A 14,563-nucleotide genomic window follows, 5' to 3' on the forward strand; every position below is an offset into this window, starting at 1 on the left:
TTATATCATCAACCGAAGATCCTTTTGATTACCCTTTTAGAAGCTTCTCCGTCCTCTAGTTTGCAAAATAAATTATAATATGTATCATAATTTGAATCTAAAGTTGGTTTTTGCAATATATCCTTAAGTTTAAAAATAAGCTCCTCTTTTGTTTCCACTAAATACCCCGGCGCTTCTTCTTGAAAATTCAAATAGAAACCCCTGATAGCATCACGATATAGAGGTAAGTCATAAACAAAAAAAACGATAGGTCTTTTAAGATTTATGTAATCAAAAAACACAGAAGAATAATCAGTTACTAAAAGATCACTAATTAAATAAAGATCTCTAATATCTCTATATGATGATACATCAAGTGCAAATCCCTTATACTCTTCTAAGTTGAAGTTTTCGGAAACGAGGTAATGCATTCTTAAAAGAATTACTACAGAATCTCCAAATTCTTTTCTCATTTCCTCTAAATCAAATTGAAGTTTAAATTTATACTGGCCAACTTTCTTAAACTCATTGTCTCTCCAAGTTGGTGCATATAAAATTATTTTTTTATCTTCGCTAATTTCTAACTCTTGTTTTACCCTATTTATTAAAGATTCTTTATTTGGTGAATATAGAATGTCATTTCGCGGATAACCTGTTTCTAAAATTTGTTTTTTAAATTGAAACGCTCGTTTAAAAATTTCAGTCGAGTAAGCATTAGGAGAAATTAAATAATCCCATTTGCTAGCTTCCTGCAGAAAATTCTGTTTATATTTTTCGGTTGTGGTTCCGGGCATATGCACTTCATCCATATCATTAGCAAGTTTTTTTAGCGGAGTGCCGTGCCACGTCTGTACATACAATGTGTTTTTTGGTTTTGGAATCCATAAAGGGAGCCGGCTGTTTGTAATCCAATATTTCGCTGTAGCCATGTACCAAATCCACTTAAAAGAAAACCTTTTTATATATGCTGCATCTACGCCGTCTAATGCCGACAAATATCGTTTATCAATGCTCCATATCATTTTATAATCATATTGATCTTTATTTTCCTGTAAATATTCATAGATTGCTCGGGGATTGCAGCTAAACTGTTTTCCTGAGTAGCTTTCAAATAAAATTAATTTATTGTTTCTTGGCAGAAGAGCAAAAATCTTAAAAAGAACTGAATAGGCCCTGACTAATAAACTTCTGCATTTTTGTAAAATAAAAGATTTCATAATGAACTCCTTAAAGAGTAAAAAATTTATATTTGCGCAAACAAGAAAAAAAGAAGCAACTGAATTACTTCAAGCCTCTTTAAGTTAGTGCTTCTATAAACTAGCCATGTCTTCTTTGATTTGGGTAGTTGAAATGCCTTCTGTTCTCGGAAGGTAAATGACCTCACAATATTCCTTTAAGAAGTCAAATTTCCCTTTCCAATCATCGCCGATCACAAATGTATCTATATTGTACTTTTGAATATCTGAAATTTTTTGTTCCCAGTTTTTTTCGGGAATCACTTCATCCACAAAATCAATTGTTTCTAAAATGAATTTTCGATGTTCATAGGAATGATGCGATTTTTTTTGTTTTTGAAGATTAAATTCATCTGTAGATAATCCTACTATTAAGTAATCACCCAGATTTTTTGCTCTTTGCAGCAGCTTCATGTGTCCATAATGAAATAAATCAAATGTTCCGTACGTTATCACTTTCTTCATCAGATAACATCACCTTCCAACCGTTTTCAACTGAGAGTACCAGAAAAAAACCAAAAACCTTAACAGATTGTTTATAATTTCGACACATTTTTTACGTACCATTAATATTGAACAATAATAGCATAAGTTCCTATAAAAGTTAAGGCTCTTTAAAAATGTCAATCACCAGCATTTTTTGGTATCATCGCTGTATTGATGTATATTTTTTACAGGTCTAATGTCTCATCCATACCCATTATAACAAGTTTTCTTTTTCGAAAAAATCGAATCTTTTGTCGCGTTTTTAAGTGAAACGATTTTCTTTCTGCTGCGTCATTTATTTTGTACGCCCTCCTCATATTAATTCATCGTCAAAACGTGAAGGAATTGTAATGTGAATGTTAAAAGTTCCTAAAGATTTTTGTGGTAAGATAGAGTAAAATGTTTTCAGACAAAGAGTCTTTAATCAAACTATACGAATGACACGTGTTTTTTATAGACATATAGATGAAAAGGAGGGTTGATACGATGCAAACGAAACCCATTAATCAATTAGATTTTGTAGACGGTGAACTGACTTCATTTGTATCACATTTAGAAACGTCATTTTTGGACCAGAATAAAGGTGCGTTCATCGTAACAGCGAATCCTGAAATCGGATTTGAAGCGATGCAAAATCCGCGTTATGAAGCGGTTCTTTCATCTGCTGATTTTATTTTGCCGGATGGCATTGGTGTAGTGTTGGTTTCCAAGCTAATTGGTAAGCCGCTTCAATCCAGAATCGCCGGTTATGATTTGTTTACGTCTTTGCTTGAGAAGGCTGATCAAAAGAAAAAACGGGTTTTCTTTTACGGTGCAGCTAAACATGTGATTGCTCAGACAATCGAGCGAGTCAAACGTGATTATCCTGGGATTGAAATTGCCGGATATTCTGACGGTTATGTGAAGAATCAACGTGAGGTGGCAGACAAGATTGCAGCCTCAAATCCTGACATGGTATTTGTTGCTTTAGGTTATCCTAATCAGGAGTTCTTTATCCATAAATACCGACATCTATTCCCTCAGGCTGTTTCTGTAGGGCTGGGCGGAAGCTTCGATGTGTTCAGCGGCAATGTCAAAAGAGCGCCCTCATTTTTTATCCGTTTTCACCTTGAATGGATGTACAGGCTGATCACAAACCCTGCGCGCTGGAGAAGAATGCTTAGCATTCCTAAGTATGTTACAGCCGTGCTGAAACATGAACGAACTTCAGCAAAGCCGCAATATACAGGACAGGTCAAAGATCAATCACGCCATCTGTAATGGGCCTTAAAGGAGCTATGGTATGTAATGAAATGCATGAACCTTTCGCTGTGCCTGCCGACAATCCGCGGCAGCCGTTTTGAGCTGATGACAGATTGAAATCCTGGTTTGCGTTTTTTTACTATTTGTTCATCAAAGTCATCGGCGCATTGCTGTTTTGGGTCAAACCGGGAAGTCAAGTGACCCTTCTTGTTTCCTTTCCTGATAATGCCCGGGCAATATTAAAGGAATATCAGATGGGACACTACTCATTTCCCATTCATGTACTTCTGACCCAGCATGCCAAATCGCTGGAAACAGAATTTCCTGAGCTTACTGTTTCAGTTATTAACGAAAAACACCCGCTTCATATATATAAAGCGGTCTTTTCTATGCTGAGCAGTAAAGCTGTGATTGTTGATAACTATTTTGTTTTGACAACCGTTTTGACCTGCAGACCTGATATCGAGTGTATCCAAGTTTGGCATGCGAATGGAGCGTTTAAACGATTTGGGTTAAAGGATATCAACACACAGAATCGTTCGCGGGCTGACGTGAGACGCTTTCGCAAAGTGTATGCTTCATTTGACCGGATTGTCGTCGGTTCTGAACATATGGCTGACATATTCAAGGAATTCTTCGATATAAAAGGTGATAAATTTCTTCGGTTTGGCGTGCCTTTAACCGATGCTTACTATGAGGTGAAGGAAAACAGCAATGACCTTAAAAGCAAATATCACCTGCCGGCAGAGAAAAAAATCATCCTGTATGCGCCAACCTTTAGGGATCATCAGTTTGAAAGCTTTTCGCTGCCGTTTTCAGAAAAACAGCTGCAGCATGATTTAAAAGGAGAATATTTACTTGCAGTAAAACTTCATCCTGTTATGAAGCAATCTGCTGAATTACCTGGGGATAGTGCGTGGATAAAAGACGTATCAGATCTCCCGCTTGCAGACCTTTTAAAAATGAGTGATCTGTTAATATCAGATTATTCTTCTGTCCCTTTTGAATTTGCTTTGCTGGACAAACCCATTTTGTTTTATACGTATGATATGGAGGCTTACAACAGAACCCGCGGTTTAATCCGCCATTATACAGAGGTAATCCCCGGGGTTCCTTGCCGTGATTCAGGAATGCTCTTGGACCAGCTGAAAGATATGAACAGGCTTCAAACTGAAGTGGAGCGCTTTTCACGTGAATGGAATCTGTACTCGAGAGGGAATGCCAGCAAGCTGCTTTTAAGCTATGTAAATGAGAAATCAAACTGATCTTTATATATAATAGAGATCGGTATTGCAAATAATATGAAAACCTTTTATAAAACATTATTAGTTGTAGTAAGGAAGGAGTCATTTTATGATTTATGCTGAGATTCTAGCCGGTGGAAAAGGTTCCCGCATGGGGAACGTCAATATGCCAAAACAGTTTTTGCCGTTAAATAAACGCCCAATTATCATTCATACGGTTGAAAAGTTTTTATTAAATGACCGTTTCGATAAGATTTTAATCGTCTCCCCTAAAGAGTGGATTAACCATACAAAAGACATTTTAAAGAAATTTATCGGGCAGGATGATCGCCTGATTGTCGTTGAAGGCGGCAGCGACCGTAATGAATCTATTATGAGCGGCATCCGCTATATTGAAAAAGAATTCGGTATTCAGGATGATGACGTGATCATCACTCACGATTCTGTGCGTCCGTTTCTCACTCATCGCATTATCGATGAAAACATTGATGCTGTTCTTCAATACGGCGCGGTTGATACTGTTATCTCAGCCATTGATACAATTATTGCTTCAGAAGACCAGGAATTTATTTCTGATATCCCTGTCCGCGATAACATGTATCAGGGGCAAACACCGCAAAGCTTCCGGATCAGCAAATTGGTCGAGCTTTATAATCAACTGTCCGATGAGCAAAAAGCTGTCCTTACTGACGCTTGCAAGATCTGCTCGTTAGCAGGTGAAAAAGTGAAGCTGGTCCGCGGTGAAGTCTTTAACATTAAAGTAACGACACCATATGACTTAAAAGTGGCTAATGCCATTTTACAGGAGCGAATTTCACAATGATTAATCAAACATATCGTTTAGTTTCTGCCCGACAATTTGAAGTGACATATAAAGATAAAGTTGTCCATTCAGATAAGGTCGTCGTCCGTCCTACCCATTTATCCATCTGTGCTGCAGACCAGCGTTATTATACTGGCTCACGCGGCAAAGAAGCGATGGACAAAAAACTGCCGATGGCTCTGATCCATGAAGGGATCGGAAAAGTCATGTTTGATCCGACAGGCACATTTAAAGTCGGAACCCGGGTTGTTATGGTGCCAAATACACCGGTTGAAGAACATGAAGTCATCGCGGAGAATTACCTGCGGTCCAGCAGATTCCGTTCAAGCGGTTATGATGGATTTATGCAGGATTATATGTTCATGGCGCCTGATCGGCTTGTTGAGCTTCCAGACAGCATTAATCCGCATGTCGCAGCCTTCACTGAGCTTATTACAATTGCAGTTCACGCGCTTTCCCGCTTTGAGCGCATGGCGCATAAGAAGCGTGACACATTCGGTGTCTGGGGGGACGGAAATCTCGGATTTATCATGACGCTTCTACTGAAGAAAAAATATCCAGACAGCAAGGTGTTTATTTTCGGAAAAACACCTTACAAGCTTGATCATTTTTCTTTTGTTGATGCAGCTTATCAAATTAACGACATTCCTGAAGATGTCAGAATTGATCATGCCTTTGAATGCGTGGGCGGACGCGGCAGTGAAAGCGCAATTGAGCAAATCATTGCCCATGTCCATCCTGAAGCGTGTGTAGCGCTCTTAGGCGTGTCTGAATACCCTGTTGAAATTGAAACAAGAATGGTGCTTGAAAAAGGGATTACGCTGATCGGCAGCAGCCGCAGCGGACGCGAGGATTTTGCCCGTACTGTAGACTTTTTAGCTCAATACCCTGAAGTCGTTGATTATTTAGAAACATTAGTTGGCGGACGCTTCCCGGTACGCAGTATTGAGGAAATTACAAACGCGTTTGAAGCAGATTTGACTTCATCTTGGGGAAAAACTGTTATTGAATGGGAAATTTAAACAGTGAAAACATTCCTTACACGAATTGTAAAAGGAGTATTCGGCACTGCTTATAAACTATTGAGCGCTTTATTACCAGTACAGCACAACAAAATTGTCATAGCTTCCTATCGTGAGGATCATTTAAGTGATAATTTTAAAGGTGTCTATGAAAAGCTGAAGCAAGATCCGTCTCTTCGCATCACCCTGCTGTTCCGCAAGATGGATAAGGGGCTGATCGGACGAGCTGCATATTTGCTTCATCTTTTCAGCTCGTTATATCACCTTGCAACATGCCGCGTGCTTTTGTTGGATGATTATTATTTTCCTTTGTATGTTGTGCCAAAACGAAAGGAAACTGTTGCCATCCAGCTTTGGCATGCTTGCGGCGCGTTTAAAAAATTTGGCTACAGCATTGTGAACAAGCCGTTCGGCCCTTCTTCTGATTATTTGAAGATTGTTCCCGTGCATTCAAACTATGATTATGCCATTGTCAGTGCACCCGCTGCCGTTCCGCATTTCGCCGAAGCCTTTCAAATGGAGCAAAAGCAGATTTTGCCGCTCGGCATTCCAAGAACGGATTATTTTTATCATAAGGAACATATTCGCACTGTACTGGATGAGTTTCATCGGGTTTATCCTGAACTGAAGCATAAAAAAAAGCTTTTGTATGCTCCTACTTTTCGAGGCAGCGGACATCATCAAGAGGGTGACGCTATACCGCTTGATCTGCTACAATTAAAATCGGCGCTAAACCATAAAGATTATGTCGTGATCCTCCATCTTCATCCGTATATGCGCAAACATGCGCACACGGAAGAGGATGATTTTGTGCTGGATTTAACTGATTCGTACTCTTTGTACGATTTGATGGCAATCTCTGATGGGCTGATAACCGATTATTCTTCAGTTATTTTCGAGTACAGCCTGCTGAAACGTCCGATGTATTTTTACTGCCCGGATTTAGAAGACTACTTGGAAGAACGTGATTTCTACTACCCGTTTGAATCGTTTGTACCCGGGCCGATTTCTAAAGACGTTGCATCGCTTGTATACGATATCGAGAGTGATCACGAGGCTGATACGAAACGTATTGAAGATTTTTCACAGGCATTTATCACCCATCAGGACGGCAAATCTTCAGAGCGGGTGGCCGATTTTATTTCATCATTTTTAACATCTGGTGCCGATTAGGAGAAAGTGAGGTACAAAGTGAAGCTGGCAAGAAAGATCAAGAACAGACTTTTCAGATCAAAAAAGAAAACGCAAAAAGAAAATGCAGCTGTCATTGTCCATCCAGCTGATAACAGGGTTTTTTCTCTTTTTGATAAAACGAAGCGAATTGAAGAAAACCAGCAAGTCCCTGTCAGAAAGATTTCTGAGTTTTCTTGGAATGGGTCAATTTTAAAAATTGCGGGTTATATGTATATCAAGGGCCTGCCGCTTCAAAAAGAGGATCAGGTTCGAAAACGTTTATTATTGGTGAACAACGGTGTTTTATTTACAGCTGTTTCACTGCGGGATGTTCCGGTAGATAAGCTGTCGATTGATACTTCAAATGTGCCTGGAGCCTATAAGTGGGCAGGATTTTCACAGCAGATTAACTTTTCTAAGCTGATGAATGACAAGCCTCTTCCGCAGGGCGAGTATAAGCTGTTTCTCGAGATTGAAGCTGTAGATGACCAAAATGTAAAACATCAGGAAGTGCATACAGTCGGAAATGTCAGTAATTTCCTCTCTAATGATGTGTATGCCACAAAAATGGAATTTCATTCTGCTAAAAAGCTGATGAAGTTCAATTTGATCGTTAATTATGATGAGGGCGAAAAGACGATTAATTTGTCTTGCAACAAACTGCAGGAAATTGATCCGAGCCTTTTGGAGCTGGATACTGGAAAAGAGGCAAACCGCTTTTTGCGCAAGCTGAATACAAGCTTATTCCATTTTGCTTATGATGTATTCCGCCTGCTTCCAATTAAGTCTAATAAAATTGTCTTTGCTTCTGACAGCCGGCTTGATATGACAGGAAACTTCGAATTTGTTTATGAAGAGCTGCTGAAACGTGAAGAAAATTTTGATTTCAAATTTTTCTTAAAGAGCAGCATTCGAGATAGAAAAAGCCTGTCTGAACTGATGTCTATGGCTTATCATTTTGCGACAAGCAAAATCATTTTTATAGATGATTTTTATCCGATTATTTATCCGTTAAAAATCCGTAAAAATGCGGACCTTGTCCAGCTGTGGCATGCTGTCGGCGCCTTTAAGACATTCGGCTACAGCCGAATCGGTCTGCCGGGAGGACCGTCACCGCATTCGAAAAACCATAGAAACTACACGAAGGTTATTGTCAGCTCTGAAAATATACGGAAGCACTACGCAGAGGGCTTTGGGGTAGACATTGAAAACGTCATTGCTACGGGCGTACCGCGGACAGACTTTTTCTTTGATGAAGCGAAGAAGGCATTTGTAAAAGAACGCCTTTATACGGAATATCCGTTTCTAAAGGACAAAAAGGTCATTCTTTTTGCTCCAACCTTCCGTGGAAACGGTCAGCAATCAGCTCATTATCCTTTTGAAGTGCTTGATTTTGACCGTCTGTATCGTGAGTTAAAGGATGAATATATCTTCTTATTCAAAATTCATCCATTCGTACGAAACGATGCCAATATTCCTTATCAGTACAGCGATTTCTTTTATGATTTCTCTTCGTTCAGGGAAATTAACGAGCTATTGCTCGTAACAGATATTCTGATAACGGATTACTCTTCTGTTTGCTTTGAGTATGCTTTATTAAATAAACCAATGATCTTCTTCAGCTATGATGTAGATGATTATATTCGCAAACGTGATTTCTATTACGATTACTTTGACTTTATTCCTGGCCCTCTTGCGAAAACGTCTGAGCAAATGATTTCGATCATTAAAGAAGAGAAGTATAACTTTGAGCAAATTGATTCATTTGTTCATTATTTCTTCGATGATCTTGATGGAAAAGCAAGTGAGCGTGTCGTCGATCAAATTGTTTTCCCTCAGGAAGAAGAGCCATCCGAGGATAAAGTTCTTAAAAGATAAATCAAAAACACCTTTTGCAGCCGCAAAAGGTGTTTTTTTTATTGATATTCCGGAACATCAAAGTAAAGTGTATAACCGTCCAGCAATGAATACAGGCTGTACATGCGGTTTACTTGTTTGTACGCCCAGCCGATGTCTGTTGCGTATTGATGTGTCGCTGTAGCTGACCATCTCATTTTGTACAGTGTGTCCTGATTGTAAGCTGTGTTGTGGATATACGATGAGCCTATGAATTTAGCTCCTCCGATAATGGCCGCTTCTGGTGTGAACCAGCCCTGCTCGTACGCATATTTGGCTCCGTAGTAATTCGGATTGCTGTCGTATGCTCCAATTCCATACATGTTGTATACGGTTTTTCCGTTATAGGTTAATCCATTGGCTAAGGCGGATGTCCCGTTTCCTGTTTCAAGAAGAGCGTGTGAGATTAAATACAGTTCGTTGATGCTATATTGATTGGCGGCATCGATAAATGCCTTTGCTCTCCCTGTCAGGATGCCTTTACCCGCAAGCACTTTCTGATTGACCTCAGTAACGCTGAGACCCGCTGTCTGTGACAGCTTGAGAAATTGGAAGTAGTATTTGCTGTCTCTGGAAAAGTTATTCGGATCCACGTATTGAACTACTTCATCACTGCTTGCGTTTCGCCAGCCCAAATTGATCTTAGCCCAGCCGTTTATCTGTCCGATGATTTTCACTTTATCGCCTTTTTTAAATTGGCCGATCACGTTTGTCGGGCTGACTTCCGGCGTTGACCGGATATTTAGTACATCAGCCGTAACGGTTGATGTTGCTGTATTAATGTACGTGAGCGATACGTAAGCCGCTCCGTCTGTTTGCGGACTTACTGTCATTTGTTTTTGGACCATATCACGAAGCGAGAGATTGTAATTTGTTTTCATGATTTGCGGGCCGTTTTTGATCTTCACGATAGATGATGTCCATCCGTATAATTGTTTTAACCTCGTTGATGCCGCAGCAGCTGTATCATTGCCTGTGAACTGCTCATTTACGTTGATTTTATAAAGCGTATTGCTTTTCGTTGTGTAGCTGGGGGTTACACTTTTCGATTTAAGATAGGTTAACCCATTGTTCAATGCTGTTTTGCTGCTGAGCTGTGTTGTCACGATTTTGTATTGTGTATATGCAGTCTGGCCTGTTTTTGATGTTGTGACTGCGATATGATTTTGTTTGAAAAATGTTAAAACGCGGTCAATCTCTTCTTGGCTGATGATAGCTTCAGTTGTGATTTGATAGCTGCTCGCAGCTGTCTGACCGGTTTTCTGGCTTGCTGCTGATATATGATTCGATTTGAAAAACGTGAGTGCCTGATTGACTTTCGTTTGATCAAGCAGAGATTCAGTTGTGATTTTAAACGTGTCAGCTATTTGTTTTTTGACGGATTTCGCAGAAGCACTCAGCTGATTTTTCTTTAATATGTTCAAACCCTTTGTGACTTTTGCTTGATCTGATGTTTCTTCTGAGATGAGCTGATATTGATTTTCTGCTGTTGATCCAGCTGCTGTTTTTGCAGCTTTTACTTTTTTCTGAGCAAAGAAGGCTGCTGCTTTGTTTGCTTGCTGCTCGCCTAAAATCTTTGCCGTCGTGATTTGATAAGCGGCAGACGTTGCCGTTTTTTTGACGCTGGATGACGTGTAATGCCATTTTTTCTTTTTAAAGAAAGTGTCTACTTTTTGGAGCTGCTGTTTTGTTATACCCTTCATATTCACGGTATATGATGTGCTTTTTCCAACCTGTTGATAACTGCCGGATACGCCGGTGTTTTTCTTGATTTGGCTGATAGCATCCTTTACTGTATTCAGCCCTTTGAAATAAGCTGATTGGACATTGTATGACTCAACGGTTGTTTTTTGATTGATGGACTTGTAGCTGCCTGTAATGCCAGTGCTCTGTTTCAGCTGCTGCAATAGAGTCTTGGCATTCGCTTCACCTGAAATGGCGGCAGTTGTGAACGTATAATAGGCTTGTCCTTTCACCGTTTCCTTTAATGATGCCTGCAGCCCCGATTCCTTTTGGAAGGCGTTTTTGATCTGCGCTGCTCTGCTGTCTCCCACAATTGTGCCAGACTGAATGGTTGTGACAGACACCGTATGTGTGATGGGCTGATACGAGCTTTTAATCCCCGTTTGCTTAGCCAGGCTCTGGATAAGCGCCTTGACCTTTGTCTCATCAGCAATGTCTGATGTCATGACGTTCATATAGGGCTGAGCTGCTCCGTAAGCTTTTACAGCACCAGCCACTCCCGTCTCCTGTTTCAGCTTTGCTAGCATAGTGTTGGCCTGTTTTTCTCCGGAGATGGCACCTGACGAGATGGTGACATATGGCTGTTTGCTTCCAACAGGACTTGACGTTCCTGTAATCGATGTCTGTTTGGCGAGTCCGCTCAGTATTGCTTTCGCTTCTGATTCGCTATGAAAGCCTGAGGCGGAAATTTGGTAGGTCGTTGTTGTGCCTGAAGCCTGGTAGGATGCATCCCAGCCAGTATCTTTTTCCAGTTTGGCGACAGCTTGTGAGGCTCGGCTTTCTGTACTGAACGTATTCGACGGCTCTACTTTATATAGTGAGTAGTCGGTATACGCGGCTGCCTGGGCAGAACCAGACATGGCAAAAAAGGCAAGGGACGCGGCGGATAGAAGCATAGGTGCGATTAGTCTCTTTTTCATTCCTTCTCCTCTTTCTTATTCTATGAGAATATAAAACTAGTTTATTTATCGGCACGCGCATGCTTCATTTATAGGTGAATCACTTCCATTTTCTAATAAAAAAAACTTAATCTCGAAGTGAGATTAAGTTTAAATATGAGACACGATAAGGGTACAAGTTCCTTTTATCGTAAAATCGGGCATTTGAGCCGGCAAAATAAAGTGATCGCCTTTTTTGAGCGGACATGTTTTGTCCTCATACATGAGCAAACCGCTTCCTTCTATCACGCTGCAAATCAGAAAGGATTCATCCTGAGCCATTTCAGCTTCGCCATTGATGTCCCATTTATACACCGAAAAATATTCCCCTTGGACAAATGTTTTAATGGTTATTCCTTTTCTTGATTCTGTCGATTCATCTATATACCCGTCCACATGGGGAACCGTGGCCGCATTGACCGCTTTGGCAAAATGAAGCTCTCTCGGACTTCCGTTGCTATCAAGACGGTCATAATCGTACACCCGGTATGTGGCATCTGAATTTTGCTGAGTCTCTAAAACAAGGGCCCCCTTACATAATGCGTGCAGCGTTCCGCTCGGCACATAATAGAAATCACCCGGTTTAATTTTGATTCTTCGCAGCAGGCCCTCCCAGTCACCGCTGTTGATCATTGTGACAAGTTCGGTTTTTGAGCGGGCCGTATGCCCGTAAATGATTTCTGCGTTGTCCTTACAGTCGATAATGTACCAGCATTCCGTCTTGCCGAGTTCTCCCTCTTCGTTTTCTCCGGCATAGTAATCATCAGGGTGAACTTTAATTGACGTATCTTCCTTCACATCCAGCAGCTTTGTCAGAAGCGGGAACCGATCCCCCTCTACACCGCCGAATACTTCACGGTGCTCTTCCCAAAGCTCGATCAATGTCTTTCCTTTATACGGGCCATTTGCAACAGTGCTCGGTCCTTTTGGATGAGCGGAAATGGCCCAGCATTCCCCCGTTGATTCTGAAGGAATACTGTATCCAAATCTATCTCGTAAAGCGGTTCCGCCCCAGATTTTTTCTTTAAACACAGGCGTTAGAAAAATCGGTGATTGCGTCATGATCCGTACCCCTCCCCTGTAAATAACTGATCATCATTTTCCCGGTGCGCCCCTCTTACAAACGCCCGTATAAGCTGTCTTTTTCCGATGACAACATATGTACAAAGCATCATCTTTTCATTACCCCTTCAAAGAAAACGCTTCCTATCTATTATATCACGTCGAAAAGAAGCTTTGTTTCAGCCTTTTCCTCGATAAGAATAATTCTCCTTTTTTGATACAAATTAATAAAACCGTCAATCTGTTTACGAAGGAGAGAAACTATGCAAATCGACTCTGATCTCCAGAACAATTTAGACACACTGAAAAAAACATTGGGACAAAACGACGATATGATGTTTTATACATTTGCTTTCGGAGATAGCAGACAAAAGGCGTGTTTACTGTATATTGACGGTCTGACAGAGAATAAAATGCTGGCGCAATACGTCATTTCTCCTTTACAAAAAGAGGCGTTAGCCCATAAGGAATGCTCGATTGAAGGCTTATCCGCCTTTTTTTTCGGCTTTCACCACAGCGTTGTTTCTACAATGAAAGAAATAGAGCAGCTCGTTTTTTCAGGGCAAGCCATTTTGCTCGCTGATGGCTATCGCGGAGGATTAGCTTTCGACACTAAGTCAGTCATAACACGCAGTCTTGATGAACCCTCCTCCGAAGTCGTGGAACGCGGTCCTAAAATAGGATTTATTGAAAAACTGCGGACAAACACGGCGCTTTTGCGTGAACGGACGAGTGATCCTAATCTCGTCATCAAAGAAATGACACTCGGAAAAAGGACGAAAAAGAAAATCGCTGTCGCTTATATTCAGGATATCGCCCCCGATTATGTCGTCAAAGAAGTGTTTAAAAGGCTGAAATCAGTCAATATAGATAATTTGCCGGAATCGGGGACGCTTGAACAGCTGATTGAAGACGAACCATTTTCAATTTTCCCCACAATATTAAGCACAGAACGACCAGATCGTGTAGAGGCTGCACTGTTAGAAGGACGAGTGTCCATATTAGTGGATGGTACGCCGTTTGCTTTGATTGTACCGGCTACGGTTGACGAATTTATTCATTCGCCCGATGATTACAGCCAGCGCTGGATCCCAATGTCACTTGTACGCCTTCTTCGTTATTCCAGCATCCTGATCACCATTTATTTGCCCGGTCTGTATATTTCTCTCGTTTCTTTTCACACCGGGCTATTGCCGACTAGAATGGCCATTTCCATTGCAGGCAGCAGGCTTAACGTACCGTTCCCGCCTTTTATAGAGGCCTTTATCATGATCTTTACGATCGAATTGATTCGAGAAGCCGGGTTAAGGCTGCCTAAGCCGATTGGACAGACAATTGGCCTTATCGGCGGGGTCGTCATCGGACAGGCAGCTGTTCAGGCACAAATTGTCAGTGCGCTTATGGTCATTGTCGTTTCTGTCACAGCACTGGCATCCTTTACCGTTCCTTCATACGCCTATAACTTTCCGCTGCGGATCATTCGGATCGGGGTTATGATAAGTGCAACAGCGCTTGGCATGTATGGCGTTATAATGGTTTATCTGTTTGTGATTGGCCATCTCATGCGCCTGAAAAGCTTTGGACAGGATTATATTATTCCAATGTTGGCAATCCCCGGACAGGATTTAAAAGACACGGTGATCCGCATTCCTACTATATTCTTAAAAAGAAGACCGACACGAAACGATCCTGAAGATAACATCAGACAAAGGTGATGGCT

11 protein-coding genes are annotated in these 14,563 nt (G+C 41.0%); 7 read left to right on the top strand and 4 right to left on the bottom strand.

Going from position 1 to position 14,563, the window contains the following annotated elements; genetic code table 11:
• Positions 1–8: 8 nt before the first annotated feature.
• Both MHH79_RS18365 and tagD read right to left on the bottom strand, forming a co-directional pair.
• On the bottom strand, positions 9–1,196 hold the full coding sequence (locus MHH79_RS18365) for a CDP-glycerol glycerophosphotransferase family protein (RefSeq protein WP_251217482.1): 1,188 nt from the start codon (positions 1,194–1,196) through the stop codon (positions 9–11).
• Positions 1,197–1,289: 93 nt separating this feature from the next.
• Positions 1,290–1,679 (bottom strand): glycerol-3-phosphate cytidylyltransferase, encoded by a 390-nt coding sequence (tagD, locus tag MHH79_RS18370; RefSeq protein ID WP_047183288.1) that lies wholly within the window; start codon positions 1,677–1,679, stop codon positions 1,290–1,292.
• A 507-nt stretch (positions 1,680–2,186) separates the two neighbouring features.
• Here tagD and MHH79_RS18375 point away from each other — a divergent pair.
• From MHH79_RS18375 to MHH79_RS18400, 6 genes are all read left to right on the top strand, one after another.
• Positions 2,187–2,960 (top strand): WecB/TagA/CpsF family glycosyltransferase, encoded by a 774-nt coding sequence (locus MHH79_RS18375; RefSeq protein ID WP_063334764.1) that lies wholly within the window; start codon positions 2,187–2,189, stop codon positions 2,958–2,960.
• Positions 2,961–3,055: 95 nt separating this feature from the next.
• On the top strand, positions 3,056–4,207 hold the full coding sequence (locus MHH79_RS18380; RefSeq protein ID WP_047183289.1) for a CDP-glycerol--glycerophosphate glycerophosphotransferase: 1,152 nt from the start codon (positions 3,056–3,058) through the stop codon (positions 4,205–4,207).
• Between the two features lie 88 nt (positions 4,208–4,295).
• A complete protein-coding gene (locus tag MHH79_RS18385; protein ID WP_015384812.1) occupies positions 4,296–5,009 on the top strand; it encodes a 2-C-methyl-D-erythritol 4-phosphate cytidylyltransferase in 714 nt (237 codons plus the stop codon).
• The gene (locus tag MHH79_RS18390; protein WP_003235523.1) at positions 5,006–6,031 is read left to right on the top strand and encodes a ribitol-5-phosphate dehydrogenase; all 1,026 of its coding nucleotides are present in this window, start codon (positions 5,006–5,008) and stop codon (positions 6,029–6,031) included. Before MHH79_RS18385 ends, MHH79_RS18390 begins: the two co-directional genes overlap by 4 nt.
• Before the next feature lie 3 nt (positions 6,032–6,034).
• A complete protein-coding gene (locus tag MHH79_RS18395) occupies positions 6,035–7,204 on the top strand; it encodes a CDP-glycerol glycerophosphotransferase family protein (RefSeq protein ID WP_015384813.1) in 1,170 nt (389 codons plus the stop codon).
• 18 nt (positions 7,205–7,222) lie between these two features.
• A complete protein-coding gene (locus MHH79_RS18400) occupies positions 7,223–9,082 on the top strand; it encodes a CDP-glycerol glycerophosphotransferase family protein (RefSeq protein ID WP_015384814.1) in 1,860 nt (619 codons plus the stop codon).
• Positions 9,083–9,120: 38 nt separating this feature from the next.
• Here MHH79_RS18400 and lytD read toward each other — a convergent pair whose 3' ends face one another.
• On the bottom strand, positions 9,121–11,763 hold the full coding sequence (gene lytD / locus MHH79_RS18405) for a beta-N-acetylglucosaminidase LytD (RefSeq protein ID WP_100505899.1): 2,643 nt from the start codon (positions 11,761–11,763) through the stop codon (positions 9,121–9,123).
• Positions 11,764–11,892: 129 nt separating this feature from the next.
• Complete coding sequence (gene manA / locus MHH79_RS18410; protein WP_047183291.1) at positions 11,893–12,843, bottom strand: mannose-6-phosphate isomerase, class I; 951 nt, start codon at positions 12,841–12,843, stop codon at positions 11,893–11,895.
• Between the two features lie 263 nt (positions 12,844–13,106).
• On the opposite strand from manA, the gene gerBA reads away from it, so the two are divergent.
• Positions 13,107–14,558 carry a spore germination protein GerBA gene (gene gerBA / locus MHH79_RS18415; protein ID WP_340034799.1) on the top strand — a complete coding sequence of 484 codons (1,452 nt, stop codon included), beginning with the start codon at positions 13,107–13,109 and terminating at the stop codon, positions 14,556–14,558.
• The last annotated feature ends 5 nt before the right edge of the window (positions 14,559–14,563 follow it).

It is taken from the genome of Bacillus sp. FSL K6-0993 (assembly GCF_037977205.1).
GTDB lineage: Bacteria > Bacillota > Bacilli > Bacillales > Bacillaceae > Bacillus > Bacillus subtilis.

Excerpts from the sequence above, each read along its gene's own strand:
- lytD (WP_100505899.1), bottom strand. The coding sequence starts at position 11,763 with ATGAAAAAGAGACTAATCGCACCTATGCTTCTATCCGCCGCGTCCCTT.
- MHH79_RS18375 (WP_063334764.1), top strand. The coding sequence starts at position 2,187 with ATGCAAACGAAACCCATTAATCAATTAGATTTTGTAGACGGTGAACTG.
- MHH79_RS18390 (WP_003235523.1), top strand. The coding sequence starts at position 5,006 with ATGATTAATCAAACATATCGTTTAGTTTCTGCCCGACAATTTGAAGTG.
- tagD (WP_047183288.1), bottom strand. The coding sequence starts at position 1,679 with ATGAAGAAAGTGATAACGTACGGAACATTTGATTTATTTCATTATGGA.
- MHH79_RS18385 (WP_015384812.1), top strand. The coding sequence starts at position 4,296 with ATGATTTATGCTGAGATTCTAGCCGGTGGAAAAGGTTCCCGCATGGGG.
- gerBA (WP_340034799.1), top strand. The coding sequence starts at position 13,107 with ATGCAAATCGACTCTGATCTCCAGAACAATTTAGACACACTGAAAAAA.
- manA (WP_047183291.1), bottom strand. The coding sequence starts at position 12,843 with ATGACGCAATCACCGATTTTTCTAACGCCTGTGTTTAAAGAAAAAATC.
- MHH79_RS18365 (WP_251217482.1), bottom strand. The coding sequence starts at position 1,196 with ATGAAATCTTTTATTTTACAAAAATGCAGAAGTTTATTAGTCAGGGCC.